The following is a 15,993-nucleotide window of genomic DNA, read 5'->3' on the forward strand; positions in this document are numbered from 1 at the left end:
GACGCTGATCCCCGCATCGACCGTCTTGCGTGAATTGGTGATCACGCCGGCGCGCACCAGCTGCGCGGCCGCATCGCCCATCACACCGGAGTGGAAGCCGAGATCGCGCCGGTCGACCAGCTGGCGCAGGATCGCCTCGGGCAGGCTGCCGATGCCCACTTGCACGGTCGCGCCATCCTCCACCAGGCTGGCGACCTGGCGCGCCACCCCGGCCTCGGCGGGATGCGACTTCGCGGCCGGCGCCTCGAGCGGGGCACGGTCCGTGTACAGCACGTAATCGATGTCTTCGGGCGCGAGCGCGTGCGGCCCGCAAGTCGCGGGCGCCTGCGCGTTGACCTCCGCGATCACGACGCGGGCCCGCGCGATGGCCGGAACCAGGTAGTCCGCGGCCAGCGACAGGCTGTGGCGGCCATCCGGCCCGGCCGGTGCCAACTGCAGCAGGACGACGTCCACCGGATAGCTGCCGTCGGCGACCATCCGGCCGAACTCCGAGTAGTGGCAAGGCAGGATGTCCAGCTTGCCGGCGCGTGCCAAGCTGCGGTTGTTGCCCGCCGCGCAATACGAGACGAATGACACGCAGTCGGCATGCGCGGTCTGCACCGCGTCGGACCAGGAGATGCCCACGAAAGCGGTGAAGGCGCCGATCGCGTGGCGCTGCGCCATCAGGGCAGCGGTCAGCGGCGTCGGCTCGGCGGCGGCCTGGCCCCACATCACCACGTCGCCGGGACGCACGATGCCGTCCAGGCGCGGGTCGGCGGCGGCCAGCGACTTCACGTGTCGTTGCGATGAAGGCTCAGTCGACCTGCGCGCCCGAGTCCTTGACGATCCTGGCCCAGCGCACGAGGTCCTCGCGCACCAGGCTGGCCAGCTGTTCGGGCGTGCTGGCCGCCGGCTCCACGCCCAGCGCCAGGAAGCGCTCCTTCATCTCGGGCGTATCGATCGCCTTGGCGATCTCGCCATGCAGCTTCAGGACGATCTCGTGCGGCGTGCCGGCCGGGGCGAACAGGCCGTACCACGCGTTCGCGTACAGGCCTGGGATGGTCTCGGCCAGCGTCGGCAGGTCGGGCGCGAGCGCTGTGCGCTTCTCGGTGCACACCCCCAGCGCGCGCAACTGCCCACTCTTGACGAAGGGCAGCAGGCCGGCAATGCTGCCGAAGGTGATCTGCGCCTGGCCGCCGATCACGTCGGCGGCCGCGGCCGCCGCGCCGCGATAAGGCACGTGCACGATGTCGATGCCGGCGGCGGTCTTGAGCATCTCGCCCAGCATGTGGTTGACGGTGCCGTTGCCGGCCGAGGCGAAGTTGATCTTGCCCGGCTGCGCCTTGGCCAGCGCCACCAGCTCCCGCAGGTTGCGCACCGGCAGCGCGTTGTTGACGGCCAGCATGTAGGGCGCGACACCCACCTCCATCACCGGCTCGAAGTCCTTCACCGGATCGAAGCCGGCCTTGCGGTACAGGAAGGGGTTGATGGTCTGCACGCTCTGCGCGTTCAGCAGCAGCGTGTAGCCGTCTTTCGGCTGGCGGGCAACGTAGCCCGTGCCGAGATTGCCGCCGGCACCCGGTCGGTTGTCGACGATCACCGCCGCGCCGATGGTGCCCGCAAGCTTCTGCGCCAGCGCCCGGCCGATCACGTCGTTGGCGCCGCCGGGCGCCTGCGGCACGACGATGGTGATCAGCCGGTTCGGATAAGGATCCGCCGCGCGGGCGAGACCGGCGAACAGCAGGGACGTGGCCAGCGACGTCGCTCCGGCAAGGAAGGTTCTTCGGGTGCTCAAGGGCTGGTCTCCGTGCGCTCGGTCGGCGCTTATACTTGTCCGTACAAGCAGACAGCATAGCAGCCGATGCCTCCCTCCACAACGCGCAAGACCCCGCACTCCGAGACCGTCGGTGGGGTCGCCGCAAGCCTGCCCAAGCACGGCCGGGTGGCGCAGGCGCTTTCGGCCGAGATCCAGCGTGGCAAGTACAAGGTGGGCGATCTGCTGCCGTCGGAGGCACTGCTCAGCCTGCGTTTCGGCGTCAGCCGGCACACGGTGCGCGCGGCGCTGCAGACCTTGCAGGGCCTGGGCCTGGTCAGCAGCCACCAGGGGGTGGGCACGCAGGTGCGGGAGAGGCACCCCGTCCCGCGCTACAGCCACTCGTTCACCTCCGCCGAGGACCTGCTGCAGTACGCCACCAGCACGCCGGTGCGCACGCTCGATCGCAAGGAGGTGGCGGTGACCGCCGCGATGGCGGCGCAATTCGGCTGCGAGCCGGGCGAACACTGGTGGCGCGTGCGCACGGTCCGCATGGACCCGGCCAGCCGCACGGTGGTCGCCTATTCCGAGATCCACATCCCGCTGGCTTTCGGCGCCGTGCTGGCGGAGACGGCGAAGAGCCGCCAGCCGATCTTCGCGCTGATCGAGCGGCGCTTCCAGGAAGCCATCGTCGAGATCCAGCAGGACATCACCTGCATCGCCCGGCTGCGCGCCGAGGAGGCGACGCAGCTGCAAGTCGCGCGCAACGCGCCCGGCATGGAGATCACCCGCCGCTACATCGGCCGCAAGGGCCGCGTGCTGGAGGTGGCGCGCTCCGTGCACCCCAGCGAGGTCTTCAGGTATTCGATGCGCGTGCAACTGCGCCACGAAAGCGATTCATGAATTTCCCCGGCTACGACACGGTGCAGGTTGTGCCGCACGACGAGCACGTGCTGCTCGCCACCTTGAACCGGCCGCCGGTGCTCAATGCGCTGAACACGCAGATGGGCCGCGACCTGTTCGACCTGTTCTCGCGGCTCACCGCCGACGCGGGCGGCGTGCGCTGCGTGGTGCTCACGGGCGCCGGCAAGGCCTTCTGCGCCGGCGGCGATCTGAAGGAGCGCGACGGGATGACGCGCGCGCAGTGGCAGGCCCAGCACGAGCTGTTCGAGCGCGCCTTCGTCGCGCTGCTGGAATGCCCCACCCCGGTGGTCGCGGCCGTCAACGGGCCGGCCTTTGGTGGCGGCTTCGAGATGGCGCTGTGCTGCGACTTCCTCTATGCCGCCGCGAGCGCGAAGTTCGCGCTGCCGGAGGTGAAGCTCGGGATCATGCCGGGCGGCTGCGGCACGCAGAACCTGGCGCGCGCCGTCGGCGAACGCCGCGCCAAGGAACTGGTGCTGACCGGGCGCGCCTTCACAGCGCAAGAAGCGCTGGCCTGGGGCGCGGTCAACCAGGTGTGTGCGCCCGACGCCCTGCTGCCGGACGCACTGGCCACCGCGCGGGCGATCGCCGACAACGCGCCCTTGTCGGTACGACAGGCCAGGAAGTCCATCCACTACGGGCTGCAGGTCGACCTGCTGACCGGCTACCGCTTCGAGATCGAGGCCTACAACCGGCTGGTCGACACCGAGGACCGGCACGAGGGCGTGCGCGCGTTCAACGAAAAGCGCAAGCCCGATTTCCAGGGCCGCTGAGCCCGCAGCAGGAAGCAAGCGGATGAAACCCCTGTCCGGACAGCGCGTCATCGACCTGACGCAGAACGTCGCCGGCCCCTACTGCACGCAGGTGCTGGCGGACCTCGGTGCCGAGGTGATCAAGATCGAGCGCCCGGGCGCCGGCGACGACACCCGCCACTGGACGCCGCAGGTCGGTGAGGGCCTCTCGGCGACTTACGCCACGCTCAATCGCGGCAAGCGCAGCCTCGCGCTCGACCTCGACCAGCCGCAGGGACAAGCGCTGCTGCGCCGGCTGCTGCGCCCCGACGACATCGTCGTGCACTCGCTCAAGCCGGGCAGCGCGGAGCAGCGGGGCCTGGGCTACGAGCACCTGCTGCCGCACTGCCCCGGCCTGATCTACTGCGCGCTCAGCGCCTTCGGCAACATCGGCCCGCTGTCCGCGCTGCCCGGGTATGACCCGCTGATCCAGGCCTATGCCGGCATCATGTCGGTCAACGGCCACGACGGCCAGCCGCCCGCGCGGGTGGGCGTGTCGCTGGTGGACATGGGCACCGGCCTGTGGTCGGTGATCGGCATCCTGGCCGCCCTGGCGCGCCGCAAGGACAGCGGCGAGGGCGCGCGCGTCGACACTTCCCTGCTGGAGACCGGCCTCGCCTGGATGACCAATCCGCTGGCCAACTACAGCGCCAGCGGCAAGCTGCCGCGCCGCATGGGATCGGCGACGGCGATGCTCGCGCCCTACGAGGTGTTCGAGACCGCCGATGCGCACGTGTTCATCGGCTGCGGCGCCGACCGCATGTTCCAGAAGCTGGCCGCTGCCCTGGGCAGCAGCCAGCTGGCGCAGGATCCGCGCTTCACTCGCAACGCGGACCGCGTCGCCCATCGCGATGCGCTGCACGAGGCGATCGCCACCCTCACCCGGGCGCAGACCACGCAGGCGGTCGTCGACCAGCTGCGCGCCGCCGGCGTGCCGGTGAGCGCGGTCAACGACCTGGCTGGCCTGCTGCAGGATCCCCAGGTGCAGACCCTCGCTTTGCACCAGCCGATGGCTTCGCCGTCCGGCGCGACGCTCAGCGCCGTCGGCACGCCGATCCGCATCGACGGCCAGCGCGCCTTCGACGCGCACCTCAGCCCGCGCGTCGGCCAGGACACCGAGGCCGTGCTGCGCGCAGCCGGTCTGTCGGCCGACGAGATCGCCACCCTTGCCGCGCAGGGCGCAGTGCAGGTCTGAAACCCACGAGAGAACCCATGGACTTTTCCTACTCCGACACCCAGCAAGAGATCGCGGCTGCGGTGCGTGACCTGTGCGCGCGCTTTCCCGCCGAATACTGGCGCCGCTGCGACGCCCAACTGGCCTACCCCGATGAATTCGTCGCGGCGATGACCGAGGCCGGCTGGCTCGCGTCGCTGATTCCCGAGGCCTATGGCGGCTCGGGCCTGGGCCTGCTCGATGCGTGCGTGATCCTGCAGGAGATCAACGGCCAGGGCGGCAACGCGGCCACCTGCCACGCCCAGATGTACACCATGGCCAGCGTGCTGCAGCATGGCAGCGAACAGCAAAAGCAAGCCATCCTGCCGCGCATCGCGGACGGCTCGCTGCGCCTGCAGGCCTTCGGCGTCACGGAGCCGGGCGCGGGCTCCAACACGCTGCGGATCAAGACCTTCGCGAAGAAGGTCGCCGGCGGCTACGTGATCAACGGCCAGAAGATCTGGACCTCGCGCTTTCGCCAGTCCGACATGTACCTGCTGCTGGCGCGCACCACGCCCTATGAGGAGGTCGAGAAGAAGACCGATGGCCTCAGCCTGTTCCTCGTGGACATCAAGAAAGCCGGCAAGGCGCTGCAGGCGCGCACCATAGACACCATGCTGAACCACCACACCAACGAGGTGTTCATCGAGAACCTCGAGGTGGGCGAGGAGTGGCGCGTCGGCGAGGAAGGCAAGGGCTTTCGCTACCTCCTGAGTTCGCTCAATGCCGAACGCCTGCTGGTGGCCAGCGAATGCATAGGCGATGGCCGCTGGTTCATCGAGAAGGCGCGCAGCTATGCAACCGAGCGCATCGTGTTCGACAGGCCGATCGGCGCCAACCAGGGCGTGGCCTTCCCGATCGCCAAGGCGCACATGAACGTGAGCGCCGCCGAATTGATGCGCAACCAGGCGGCGACGCTGTTCGATGCCGGCAAGCCCTGCGGCGGCGAGGCCAACATGGCCAAGTACCTGTGCAGCGAGGCCTCCTGGGAGGCAGCCGAGGCGGCGATGACCACCTTCGGCGGCTTCGGCTTCGCCACCGAATACGACATCGAGCGCAAGTGGAAGGAGACGCGCCTGTTCCGCACCGCGCCGATCTCCAACAACCTGGTGCTGGCCTATGTGGCGCAGCACCTGCTGGAGATGCCGCGCTCCTACTAGGGCCTGCTCAGAGGCCCTGACTCAGACGCGTTCCAGGATCACCGCGATCCCCTGCCCCACGCCGATGCACATGGTGCACAGCGCGAAGCGGCCGCCGCCCACGTGCAGCTGGTTCACCGCCGTGGTGGCCAGCCGCGCACCCGACGCGCCCAGCGGATGCCCCAGCGCGATCGCGCCGCCGTTCGGATTCACGCGTTCGTCGTCGTCCTTGAGACCCAGCATGCGCAGCACGGCCAGGCCTTGCGCGGCAAACGCCTCGTTCAGTTCGATCACGTCCATCTGCTCCAGCTTCAGGCCGGTGAGTGCCAGCACCTTCTGCGTCGCCGGCGCCGGGCCGATGCCCATCACGCGCGGCGGCACGCCGGCCGTGGCCATACCGACCACGCGGGCGCGCGGCGTCAGCCCGTTTTTCGCGGCAGTCGCCTCGTCGGCCAGCAGCAGCGCGCAGGAGCCGTCGTTCACGCCGCTCGCGTTGCCGGCCGTCACCGTGCCATCAGGGCGGACCACGCCCTTGAGTTTGGCCAGCGCCTCCAGCGAGGTCTCGCGCGGATGTTCGTCCCTGGACACCACGATGGCCTCGCCCTTCTTCTGCGGGATCGTGACGGGGATGATCTCGGTGTCGAAGAAGCCGCGCTTCTGCGCCGCGACCGCCTTCAGCTGCGACGCCAGTGCCATGCGGTCCTGCGCCGCGCGTTCGATCTTGAAATCGGTCGCCACGTTCTCGGCCGTCTCGGGCATGGAGTCGACGCCGTACATCTCCTTCATGCGCTTGTTGACGAAGCGCCAGCCGATCGTGGTGTCGTACACCGCATTCGTGCGCGAAAAGGCGCTCTCCGCCTTGGGCATCACGAAGGGCGCGCGCGACATGCTCTCGACGCCGCCGGCAATCATCAGCGTGGCCTCGCCCGACTTGATCGCGCGCGCTGCCGTGCCCACGGCATCCAGGCCCGAGCCGCACAGGCGGTTGATGGTGGCGCCGGGCACATCGATCGGCAGGCCGGCCAGCAGGGAGACCATGCGCGCGACGTTGCGGTTGTCCTCGCCGGCCTGGTTGGCGTTGCCGTAGATCACGTCGGTCAGCGCCTGCCAGTCGACCTTCGGATTGCGCGCCATCAGCGCCTGCAGCGGGATGGCGCCGAGGTCGTCGGTGCGCACCGAGGACAGCGCGCCGCCGTAGCGGCCGAAGGGCGTGCGGATCGCGTCGCAGATGAAAGCTTGTCGGGTCATGGGTGGGCTCCGGGTTCAGGCCGCGATCGGCAGGTTGATGAGACGTTCGAGTTCCGCGCGGCTCAGGCCTTCGACCGTGTCGATCAGCTTGAGCCCCTGCGGCGTGCATTCCAGCGTGCCCAGGTCCGTGTAGATGCGCTTGACGCAGGCGATGCCGGTCAGCGGATAGTTGCAGCGCTCGACGACCTTGCTCTCGCCCTTCTTGGTGAGCAGGTCCATCATCACCCAGGTCTGCTTGGCGCCGATCGCCAGGTCCATCGCGCCGCCGACCGCGGGGATGGCGCCGGGCTCGCCGGTGCTCCAGTTGGCGAGGTCGCCCCGGGCCGAGACCTGGAAGGCGCCGAGCACGCAGATGTCCAGATGGCCGCCCCGCATCATCCCGAACGAATCGGCGTGATGGAAGTAGGCGCCGCCCGCCAGCAGGGTGACCGGCTGCTTGCCGGCGTTGATCAGGTCGTAGTCTTCCTGGCCCGCGGCCGGCGCCGGGCCCATGCCCAGGATCCCGTTCTCGCTTTGCAGGATCACCTCGCGACCGGCCGGGATGTGATTGGCGACAGTCGTCGGCATGCCGATGCCGAGGTTGACGTAGGCGCCGTCGTGGATGTCCTGCGCCACGCGCGCGGCCAGCTGGTCCTTGCTCCGCTTGTTCATCATGCAGCCTCCTTGAAGCCGCCGGCCTGCGTGGCCACGCGGGGAATCTTGACGATCTTGCCGACGTAGATGCCAGGCGTCACGACCGCTTCCGGATCGAGTTCGCCCAGTTCCCTGATTTCGTACACGCTGGCCACCGTGAGTTTCGCGGCCGTCGCCATCACCGGGCCGAAGTTGCGTGCGGCCTTGCGGTACACGAGGTTGCCCCAGCGGTCGGCCGCCTCGGCCTTGATCAGGGCGACGTCGCCGTGGATCGGGTACTCCAGCACGTACTGCCGGCCGTCGATCTCGCGCGTCTCCTTGCCCTTGGCCAGCTCGGTGCCGTAGCCCGTGGGGCAGAAGAAGGCGCCGATGCCGGCGCCCGCCGCGCGCATGCGTTCGGCGAGGTTGCCTTGCGGCACCAGTTCGAGTTCGAGCTTGCCGCTGCGATACAGGCCGTCGAAGACGTGGCTGTCGACCTGGCGCGGGAAGCTGCAGATGATCTTGCGCACGCGGCCGGTCTTCAGCAGCGCGGCGAGACCCTGGTCGCCATTGCCCGCGTTGTTGTTGACGACCGTCAGGTCCTTCGCGCCCTGCGCGATCAGGCCGTCTATCAATTCACCGGGAATGCCCGAGGTGCCGAAACCGCCGATCAGGACGGTGGAGCCGTCTTTCACGCCCGAGAGCGCATCGGCAATGGAGGCCGCGATCTTGTCGATCATGGAGGGAATCCTTGGAGAGGGATCTTGCGGGGGAGCTTGCGAGCTGATGTTCGCTATGCGAACAAGTGTTCGTATAATGAATTCTACATGCCAGCTCCCGCGCGATCGCAAAGCCCCACGGCCGAGGCGCGCCCCGGCGATGCCTACGTGCAGTCCTTCGCCCGCGGGCTGGAAGTGATCCGCTCCTTCAGCGCCGCCGCGCCGCGCCAGACGCTGAGCGAAGTGGCCGGCCGCACCGGTCTCACCCGGGCCGGCGCCCGCCGCATCCTGCTGACCCTGCAGACGCTGGGCTATGTGGAAAGCGATGGCCGGCTGTTCGCGCTGACGCCACGCATCCTGGACCTGGGCTTCGCGTATCTCTCTTCGATGCCGATCTGGAACATCGCCGAGCCGGTGATGGAGACGCTGGTGGAGCAGGTCAAGGAGTCGTGCTCCGCCGGCGTGCTGGAGGGGACGGACATCGTCTACGTGCTGCGCGTGTCCACGCGCAAGATCATGCGCAACACGCTGGGCGTGGGCTCGCGCCTGCCGGCGTACTGCACGTCGCTGGGACGCATGCTGCTGGCCGGCCGGCCCGACGACGAGGTACTGCGGCTGCTGCGCGCCAGCAAGCTGGAGGCGCGCACGCGGCACAGCCTGACCGACAAGGATGCGATCCTGGCCAAGGTGCAGCAGGCGCGGCGTCAGGGTTGGTGCCTGGTGAACCAGGAACTCGAGGAAGGGCTGGTGTCCATCGCCGCGCCGGTGCTGGATCGCGCCGGCCGCACGATCGCCGCTCTCAACATCAGCGGCCAGGCCAATCGCACCCCGCCGCGGCAGATGCAGGAGACGATGTTGCCGGCACTGCGGGAGGCGGCGGCACAGGTTTCGCAGCGGCTCCTGATGGCCTAGGTTTTGCTCCCTCTCCGGGTGGGAGAGGGAGCAACGCTCACGCTAGCTCCGTCGCGATCTCGAACCGGCTCTGCAAGGCCTTGTGGATCGGGCAGGCATTCGCCACGCGCAGCAGATCCGCGCGCTGCTGTGCATCCAATGCGCCGGTCATCGCCACCTTGCGATTCATCCGGTAGCTGCCACCGCCTTCATCGTGCGTGAGGCTGACTTCGACGCTCTCCAGGGGATATTGCTTGCGCTTGGCATAAAGCTGCAGCGTCAGGATGGTGCAGGCCACCAGCGCCGAATCGAGCAGGTCGTGCGGATCGGGATCGCCCCCCGCGCCGCCGGCCGAAGGCGACAGGTCCGCCCGCCATTGCGCCGTGCCACCCGCGAGTTCGACCGCGGTGCTGCCGGCCACGCTGCGGCCGGTGATGGGATAGGAGGATGCGCTCATGGCTTCACCTGGCTTTCTCGTAGGCTGGGCTTCGCACCAGCGAACCCCAGCGATGCGCGGCATGAACGCTGGGGTGCGGCTGCGCCGCAGCCCAGCCTACACCGTGCAGCCGGCGCGTGCTCACGCCAGCTCGCGCAGCCGCTTGTCCTGCCTGCGCACCAGCAGCGCGATGTCCGCGACATCCTGCGCCGACAGCTTCGGCCCGGGCTTGCGCACGAAGGCGGAGGCGATCACGCCGCGCTGCTGGAACAGGTGCTTGCGCACGGCCAGGCCAACGCCGGCCTGCTGCTCGTAGCGGGCCAGCGGCAGGTACGCGTCGAACAGGTCGTGGGCGCGCTCGCGGTCGCCGCGCGCATGCGCCGCCACCACGTCGACCATCATCTCGGGATAGGCGAAGCCGGTCATTGCACCGTCGGCGCCGCGCGTCAGCTCCTCCGGCAGGAACAGTCCGCCGCCGTTGCCGGTGAGGATGGACACGCGCCGCAGCTCGCCCTTCTCGCTGGCGGCGCGGAGCGTGGAAAGCTTCGCGAGGCCCGGCCAGTCCTCGTGCTTGAGCATCACGCAGGTCGGCGAATTCTTCAGGATGCGCAGGATCACCGAGGGCGACATCTGCACGGTGGTGGACACGGGATGGTCCTGCAGCACCCAGGGCACCCTGGCGCCCAGCGTCTCGTCGACCATCTGGAAGTACGAGACGATCTGGTCGTCGGTGCGCACCGTGGCCGGCGGCGCGACCATCACGCCGGAGGCGCCGAGGTCCATTACCGAATCGGTCAGCTCCTTCATCGCCGCGAAGCCCGGGGCCGAGGCGCCGACCACCACCGGCACCTTGCCCTGCACGCGGGCCAACACCTGGCGCACGAAGGTGCGCGACTCCTCGATGGTGAGCTTGGTCGCCTCGCCCATGATGCCCAGCACGGTGAGGCCGGTGACGCCCTGATCGAGGCAGAAGTCGATCATGCGGTCGGTGCTGCCGAGGTCCAGCGCGCCGCTGTCGCTGAAGGGGGTGACGGTGATGAGGTAGACGCCCTTGGCGGACGTGTCGAGTTGGTGGGTCATGGGGTGCTCCGGAGATCCTTCATGTCGGAGCGTACCAGCACCTTTGGCAATGTCATTGCGGGCTTTGGCCCGCAATCCACCACGGCGCCTCAGCCGCAGCGCGTGCTAATCTCGATCGCACCATGTTCAATCCGTCCCAGGAAGACGTGCGCCGATTCTTCTGCGGCGTGCATGCGAAGGCCCGTTCGGGGCAGCTGCTCGATGCGCTGGAAACGCTGGCCAGCGAATGGCTGAAGGAACACCCCGAATACGACCCCGACATGGCCGACGCGCAGGCCGCGGTCGCGCGCGTCTACGACGGTACGGAGGGCGCGAGCAATCCCTTCCTGCATCTGTCGATGCACCTGTCCATCAGCGAGCAATGCTCCATCGACCAGCCGCGCGGCATCCGCCAGGCCGTCGAACTGCTGGCAGCGCGGCGCAACTCGCTGCACGACGCGCATCACGAGGCCATGGAATGCCTCGGCCAGATGCTGTGGGAAAGCCAGCGCGCCGGCAGGCCGCCGGACGGCGAGGCGTATGTGGAGTGCGTGCAGCGGCGGGCAACGCGCTAGGCGGCGCGTTCGTGAAGAGATTTGAACGCAGAAGTCGCAGAAGAAAACCAGACACGCAAAAGCAGAATGAACGCGAAGCATCAGTGCATTGCGTCCTTCTGCGTCTTCTGCGTTCAAGGTTGCCGAATGCCGCACGCCGTCGACAAAGCGCCAAAGCAAAGGGCCCCGCGGGGCCCTTCGTCCTTGATGCAGCCAGTGCTTACTGGTGATGAAAGCGCGACTCCTGCACCGTCTGCAATTCGCTGTCCAGCGAGCCCACGTAATTGGCCAAAGCCTTGAGGTCCGCATTGGAGAACTGCTTGGCGATCGCGCCCATCACGCCGTTGTTGCGACCGAAGGTGGGGTTGTTCTCGGTCTTGTAGGCCTTCAGCGCCACGAACACGTAGTCGGGATACTGGCCCGAGATCTTCGGATAGCTGGGGTCGATCGGCTTCGACAGGTTGGCGCCGTGGCACGAGAAGCAGGCCGCCTTCTGGACCAGGCCGGCCACCTGCGCATCGGCCTCGCGGTTCGGCTTGTCGCCCAGCGTGGCGCGGCCCTGCTTGCCCAGGTTTTCGTAGTAGTTGGCGATGTCCGAGATGTCCTGCTCGCTCAGGCTCTCGGCGATGCCGCGCATGGTGGGATGCTTGCGGTCACCCGTCTTGTACGCATTGAGCGCCGCGGCGATGTACTTGGCGCCCTGGCCCGCGATCTTGGGAACGCGATAGACCTCGGGGAAGCTGGCCTTGTAGCCGACGATGCCGTGGCAACCCACGCACATCGCCACCTTGGCCTCGATCGACTTCGGGCTGGCCGGCGTCGCTGTCTTCGCCGGTGCGGCGGCCGCGGCAGGCGCTGGCGCGGCAGCGGTTGCGGGGGCGGCGGCAGGCGCTGTCTGCGCCTGGCCCATGCTGGTCGCGCAAGCGACAAAGAGGGCGAAAAGCGTGGTCAACAACTTGTTCATTTTGCGCGCACAATCCCGCGAAGGTCAGTTTCTTTCGATCAACCGGCGATTATAGGGGGCGGCCCCGACGCCCTTTGCCCACCCCCCGCACCATGAAGTTCCAAGGCTCCCAGAACTACGTTGCCACGCAAGACCTGATGCTGGCAGTGAACGCCGCGATCACGCTCAAGCGCCCGCTGCTGGTCAAGGGAGAACCCGGCACGGGCAAGACGATGCTCGCCGAAGAGGTCGCGCAGGCGCTCGATCTGCCGCTGCTGCAGTGGCACATCAAGTCCACCACCAAGGCGCAGCAGGGCCTGTACGAGTACGACGCGGTCAGCCGCCTGCGCGACTCGCAACTCGGGGACGAGAAGGTCAGGGACATCCACAACTACATCGTCAAGGGCGTGCTGTGGCAGGCCTTCACGGCGGAGCAGCCGGTCGCGCTGCTGATCGACGAGATCGACAAGGCCGACATCGAGTTTCCCAACGACCTCCTGCGCGAACTCGATCGCATGGAGTTCTACGTCTACGAGACGCGCGAACTGGTGCGCGCGCAGCACCGCCCGCTGGTGTTCATCACCTCGAACAACGAGAAGGAATTGCCGGACGCCTTCCTGCGCCGCTGCTTCTTTCACTACATCAAGTTCCCGGATGCCGAGACGATGAAGCAGATCGTCGACGTGCACTTTCCCGGCCTCAAGAAAGACCTGCTGGCGTCGGCCCTCAAGACCTTCTACGACGTGCGCAACCTGCCCGGCCTGAAGAAGAAGCCCAGCACCTCCGAGCTGCTCGACTGGCTGAAGCTGCTGGTGGCCGAGGACATCCCGGTCGAGGCCCTGCAAAGCAGGGACGACAAGGTGGCGGTGCCGCCGCTGGTGGGCGCCCTGCTGAAGAACGAACAGGACGTGACGCTGTTCGAGAAGCTGGTGTTCATGCAGCGGCACAACCGGTGAGCACGATGCGTCGCGTTGTTCTCGCCCTCTCGCTGGCCATCTTCTTTGGCGCCGTCGCCGCGCAGGGGCAGTCCGCGGCGCCCGCCGCGCCAGCCCCCGAGCAAGAACTGCGTCGCCTGTGCGCCACCATCTCCATGGCGCCGGTGGACGGCCGCGAGATGGCGCGCCGCGCCGAATGCGTGCTGGCCGGCGTGCTTCCGAGTCCGGACCCCATCAAGGAGGCGCGCGGTCTCTCGCGCGCCGCGCTCGCCGCTGGCGAGCCCATGGGCGGCCTGATGCTGTACCTGGCGTACCAGCGCGATCCGGCCAACCAGTTCCTGCGCGATGGCAAGGTCGACCCCGATGCGTATCGTCGGCTCGCCGCGCGCAGCATCGAGCAGCGCAAGGAGCAGATCGATGCGATCGAGGCGCTGGGCTTCGCGGCGGGCAAGGGCAACTTTGCCGCGGGCGTGCTGCTCGCCAACTACTTCCACGACACCCTCGCGCCGCGCAACGTGGCGCGGGTGGGTGCAATCACCGCGCTGACGATGCGCAACGGCCAGCGCACCCCCATGCTCGAACGCATGGCCGGCGAGGCTGACGCGATCGCGAAGAATGCCGGTGCCACCAAGACCTCGGTGCGCAGCTTCTTCGAGGCGTACCACGATGCCAGCGTCGCCGCGGAGGCAGGCTACCAGGCGCAAAGCGGCGGCCAGACCTGCAGCGCGCTGCAACTGCAGTCCGTCAGCTCCGGGGAGGTCGAAGACCCCGAGTACCTGCCGCTCAAGGGCACGCTGGTCGCCGACAGCTATCTGCTGCGCGGGCACTGGTCCGAGTTCTGGAGCTTCCAGGGCTGCGGCCAGGAGGTGCCGGTGAAGGTCGACTTCGCCGCCGACGGTGCGGGCGGAAGCAGTTCGCGCGCCGGCTACAACAAGGGAGGCTGAAGGCCATGCAAAAGCCGCAGCCGGTGACTCTGGGCTCGGCCTCGGCCTCGGCCGCGGTGCGGCTCGAGCCGATGACGCGCGACCACGTCGCCGGCCTGGAAGCGGCCGCACGCGATGGCGAACTCTGGAACCTGCGCGTCACCTCGGTGCCCGCGCCGGGCGAGGCAGCCAGCTATGTCGCGGCCGCCTTGCAAGGCCGGGAGGACGGCCACATGCTGCCCTTCGTGGTGGTCGACGCCGCGAGTGGCAGCGTGATCGGCAGCACGCGCTATCACGACATCGTGCCGGCCGTGGAGCGGCTCGAGATCGGCTACACCTGGTATGCCAAGAGCTGGCAGCGCACGCACGTCAACACGACCTGCAAGCTGATGCTGCTGCAGCATGCCTTCGAAACCCTGGGCGCGCAGCTGGTGGGCTGGCGCACGGACAACTACAACTTCGCCTCGCAGCGCGCCATCGAGCGGCTGGGCGCGAGGAAGGACGGCGTGCTGCGCCACCACGCGCTGCGCCGCGACGGCACCGTGCGCGATACGGTGATGTACAGCCTGGCCGCGGGCGAGTGGCCGGAGGTGAAGGCGCACCTGGAGTACCAGCTGGCGCGGGCGCGGTGAAGCCGCCAGCGAAGCGGAGCCTGACATGCTGATCGACTTCTTCTACACGCTGCGCAGCGCCAAGCTGCCCGTCTCCGTCAAGGAGTACCTCGTCCTGCTGCAGGCCTTGCAGGCAGGCGTGGTCGGGCCCGAGAGCGACGGGCAGTACAGCCTGGACGACTTCTACTATCTCGCCCGCACGGCGCTGGTGAAGGACGAGAAGCACTACGACAAGTTCGACCGCGCCTTCGCGGCCTACTTCAAGGGCGTGGAGCTGCTGGCCGACTTCACCAAGGAGATCCCGCTCGAGTGGCTGCGCAAGAACCTCGAACTCGAACTCTCGCCCGAGGAGAAGGCGAAGATCGAGAAGATGGGGTGGGACGAGCTGATGGAGACGCTGAAGAAGCGCTTCGAGGAACAGAAGGACCGGCACGAAGGCGGCAGCAAGATGATAGGCACCGGCGGCACCTCGCCTTTCGGCGCCTACGGCTTCAATCCGCAAGGCATCCGCATCGGCCAGGACAAGAGCCGCAACAAGAGCGCGGTGAAGGTGTGGGACCAGCGCGCGTACAAGGACTACGACGACAGCCAGGAGCTGGGCACGCGCAACATCAAGATCGCGCTGCGCCGCCTGCGCAAGTTCGCGCGCGAGGGCGCCGAGGAAGAACTGGATCTCGACGACACCATCAGGGCCACCGCGGCGAACGCAGGGTGGCTGGACATCAGGATGGTGCCGGAGCGGCACAACAACGTGAAGGTGCTGCTGCTGATGGACGTGGGTGGCACGATGGACGAACACATCCACCGCGTCGAGGAGATGTTCTCCGCGGCCAAGGCGGAGTTCAAGCATCTGGAGTTCTACTACTTCCACAACTGCGTCTACGACTTCATGTGGAAGAACAACCGCCGGCGCTTCAGCGAGAAGTTTCCGACCTGGGACATCCTGCGCAAGTACAACAAGGACTACAAGCTGATCTTCGTGGGCGACGCGACGATGAGCCCGTACGAGATCCTGCAACCGGGCGGCAGCGTCGAATACAACAACGAGGAGGCGGGCGCGCAATGGATCCAGCGCCTGACCAGCGCCTTCCCCAAGTTCGTCTGGATCAACCCCGAGCCGCAAGGCGTGTGGCAGTACCGCCAAAGCATCGCGGTGATGCAGCAGTTGATGAACCACCGCATGTATCCGCTGACGATCAAGGGGCTGGAAGAGGCGATGCGGCTGCTGGTGAAGTGAGGGCTGGTGGGGCCTTCGGCAACCCACGC

17 protein-coding genes and 1 pseudogene are annotated in these 15,993 nt (G+C 67.9%); 10 read left to right on the forward strand and 8 right to left on the reverse strand.

Annotation, left to right across the window (positions count from 1 at the left end; genetic code table 11):
- Both JWP60_RS20545 and JWP60_RS20550 read right to left on the reverse strand, forming a co-directional pair.
- Positions 1-774, reverse strand: a pseudogene (locus JWP60_RS20545) (acetyl-CoA hydrolase); the annotation flags it as partial.
- Between the two features lie 19 nt (positions 775-793).
- Positions 794-1,774 carry a tripartite tricarboxylate transporter substrate binding protein gene (locus JWP60_RS20550; RefSeq protein ID WP_299795450.1) on the reverse strand — a complete coding sequence of 327 codons (981 nt, stop codon included), beginning with the start codon at positions 1,772-1,774 and terminating at the stop codon, positions 794-796.
- Positions 1,775-1,840: 66 nt separating this feature from the next.
- On the opposite strand from JWP60_RS20550, the gene JWP60_RS20555 reads away from it, so the two are divergent.
- Genes JWP60_RS20555 through JWP60_RS20570 form a run of 4 tightly spaced genes read left to right on the forward strand, consistent with a single transcriptional unit; the run spans position 1,841 to position 5,817 of the window.
- Positions 1,841-2,635 (forward strand): GntR family transcriptional regulator, encoded by a 795-nt coding sequence (locus tag JWP60_RS20555; protein WP_299795451.1) that lies wholly within the window; start codon positions 1,841-1,843, stop codon positions 2,633-2,635.
- Entirely contained in the window at positions 2,632-3,426 is a 795-nt protein-coding gene (locus JWP60_RS20560) for an enoyl-CoA hydratase-related protein (protein WP_299795453.1), read from the forward strand. Before JWP60_RS20555 ends, JWP60_RS20560 begins: the two co-directional genes overlap by 4 nt.
- Before the next feature lie 22 nt (positions 3,427-3,448).
- Entirely contained in the window at positions 3,449-4,639 is a 1,191-nt protein-coding gene (locus JWP60_RS20565) for a CaiB/BaiF CoA-transferase family protein (RefSeq protein WP_299795455.1), read from the forward strand.
- A gap of 17 nt (positions 4,640-4,656) precedes the next feature.
- Positions 4,657-5,817 (forward strand): acyl-CoA dehydrogenase family protein, encoded by a 1,161-nt coding sequence (locus tag JWP60_RS20570; protein WP_299795457.1) that lies wholly within the window; start codon positions 4,657-4,659, stop codon positions 5,815-5,817.
- Between the two features lie 21 nt (positions 5,818-5,838).
- On the opposite strand, the gene pcaF is transcribed toward JWP60_RS20570, so the two are convergent.
- The 3 genes from pcaF to JWP60_RS20585 are packed head-to-tail and all read right to left on the reverse strand — an operon-like array spanning position 5,839 to position 8,396.
- Positions 5,839-7,044, reverse strand: coding sequence for a 3-oxoadipyl-CoA thiolase (pcaF, locus tag JWP60_RS20575; RefSeq protein WP_299795459.1), 1,206 nt, complete (start codon positions 7,042-7,044; stop codon positions 5,839-5,841).
- Positions 7,045-7,059: 15 nt separating this feature from the next.
- Positions 7,060-7,698, reverse strand: coding sequence for a 3-oxoacid CoA-transferase subunit B (locus JWP60_RS20580; protein ID WP_299795461.1), 639 nt, complete (start codon positions 7,696-7,698; stop codon positions 7,060-7,062).
- Positions 7,695-8,396 (reverse strand): 3-oxoacid CoA-transferase subunit A, encoded by a 702-nt coding sequence (locus JWP60_RS20585; RefSeq protein ID WP_299795463.1) that lies wholly within the window; start codon positions 8,394-8,396, stop codon positions 7,695-7,697. Before JWP60_RS20585 ends, JWP60_RS20580 begins: the two co-directional genes overlap by 4 nt.
- A gap of 87 nt (positions 8,397-8,483) precedes the next feature.
- On the opposite strand from JWP60_RS20585, the gene JWP60_RS20590 reads away from it, so the two are divergent.
- Positions 8,484-9,287 carry an IclR family transcriptional regulator C-terminal domain-containing protein gene (locus JWP60_RS20590; protein WP_299795465.1) on the forward strand — a complete coding sequence of 268 codons (804 nt, stop codon included), beginning with the start codon at positions 8,484-8,486 and terminating at the stop codon, positions 9,285-9,287.
- A gap of 37 nt (positions 9,288-9,324) precedes the next feature.
- Here the strand turns inward: JWP60_RS20590 and JWP60_RS20595 are convergent, their stop codons facing one another.
- Together JWP60_RS20595 and JWP60_RS20600 are read right to left on the reverse strand one after the other, a co-directional pair.
- Entirely contained in the window at positions 9,325-9,723 is a 399-nt protein-coding gene (locus tag JWP60_RS20595) for an OsmC family protein (RefSeq protein ID WP_299795467.1), read from the reverse strand.
- Positions 9,724-9,843: 120 nt separating this feature from the next.
- The gene (locus tag JWP60_RS20600; RefSeq protein ID WP_299795469.1) at positions 9,844-10,782 is read right to left on the reverse strand and encodes a dihydrodipicolinate synthase family protein; all 939 of its coding nucleotides are present in this window, start codon (positions 10,780-10,782) and stop codon (positions 9,844-9,846) included.
- Between the two features lie 122 nt (positions 10,783-10,904).
- On the opposite strand from JWP60_RS20600, the gene JWP60_RS20605 reads away from it, so the two are divergent.
- Positions 10,905-11,336 (forward strand): DUF1841 family protein, encoded by a 432-nt coding sequence (locus JWP60_RS20605; protein ID WP_299795471.1) that lies wholly within the window; start codon positions 10,905-10,907, stop codon positions 11,334-11,336.
- 199 nt (positions 11,337-11,535) lie between these two features.
- Here the strand turns inward: JWP60_RS20605 and JWP60_RS20610 are convergent, their stop codons facing one another.
- Entirely contained in the window at positions 11,536-12,279 is a 744-nt protein-coding gene (locus JWP60_RS20610) for a c-type cytochrome (protein WP_299795473.1), read from the reverse strand.
- A 92-nt stretch (positions 12,280-12,371) separates the two neighbouring features.
- Here JWP60_RS20610 and JWP60_RS20615 point away from each other — a divergent pair, with 92 nt between their 5' ends.
- From JWP60_RS20615 to JWP60_RS20630, 4 genes are read left to right on the forward strand one after another with little or no spacing between them, the layout of a single operon-like run.
- Positions 12,372-13,214, forward strand: coding sequence for a MoxR family ATPase (locus tag JWP60_RS20615; protein ID WP_299795475.1), 843 nt, complete (start codon positions 12,372-12,374; stop codon positions 13,212-13,214).
- Between the two features lie 5 nt (positions 13,215-13,219).
- Positions 13,220-14,137, forward strand: coding sequence for a hypothetical protein (locus JWP60_RS20620; protein ID WP_299795477.1), 918 nt, complete (start codon positions 13,220-13,222; stop codon positions 14,135-14,137).
- 5 nt (positions 14,138-14,142) lie between these two features.
- A complete protein-coding gene (locus tag JWP60_RS20625; RefSeq protein ID WP_299795479.1) occupies positions 14,143-14,748 on the forward strand; it encodes a GNAT family protein in 606 nt (201 codons plus the stop codon).
- A 25-nt stretch (positions 14,749-14,773) separates the two neighbouring features.
- Positions 14,774-15,964: a VWA domain-containing protein gene (locus JWP60_RS20630; RefSeq protein WP_299795481.1), complete on the forward strand. Its 1,191-nt coding sequence runs from the start codon at positions 14,774-14,776 to the stop codon at positions 15,962-15,964.
- Positions 15,965-15,993: the final 29 nt, after the last annotated feature.

Source organism: Ramlibacter sp. (assembly GCF_028291745.1).
Classification (GTDB): Bacteria; Pseudomonadota; Gammaproteobacteria; order Burkholderiales; family Burkholderiaceae_C; genus Ramlibacter.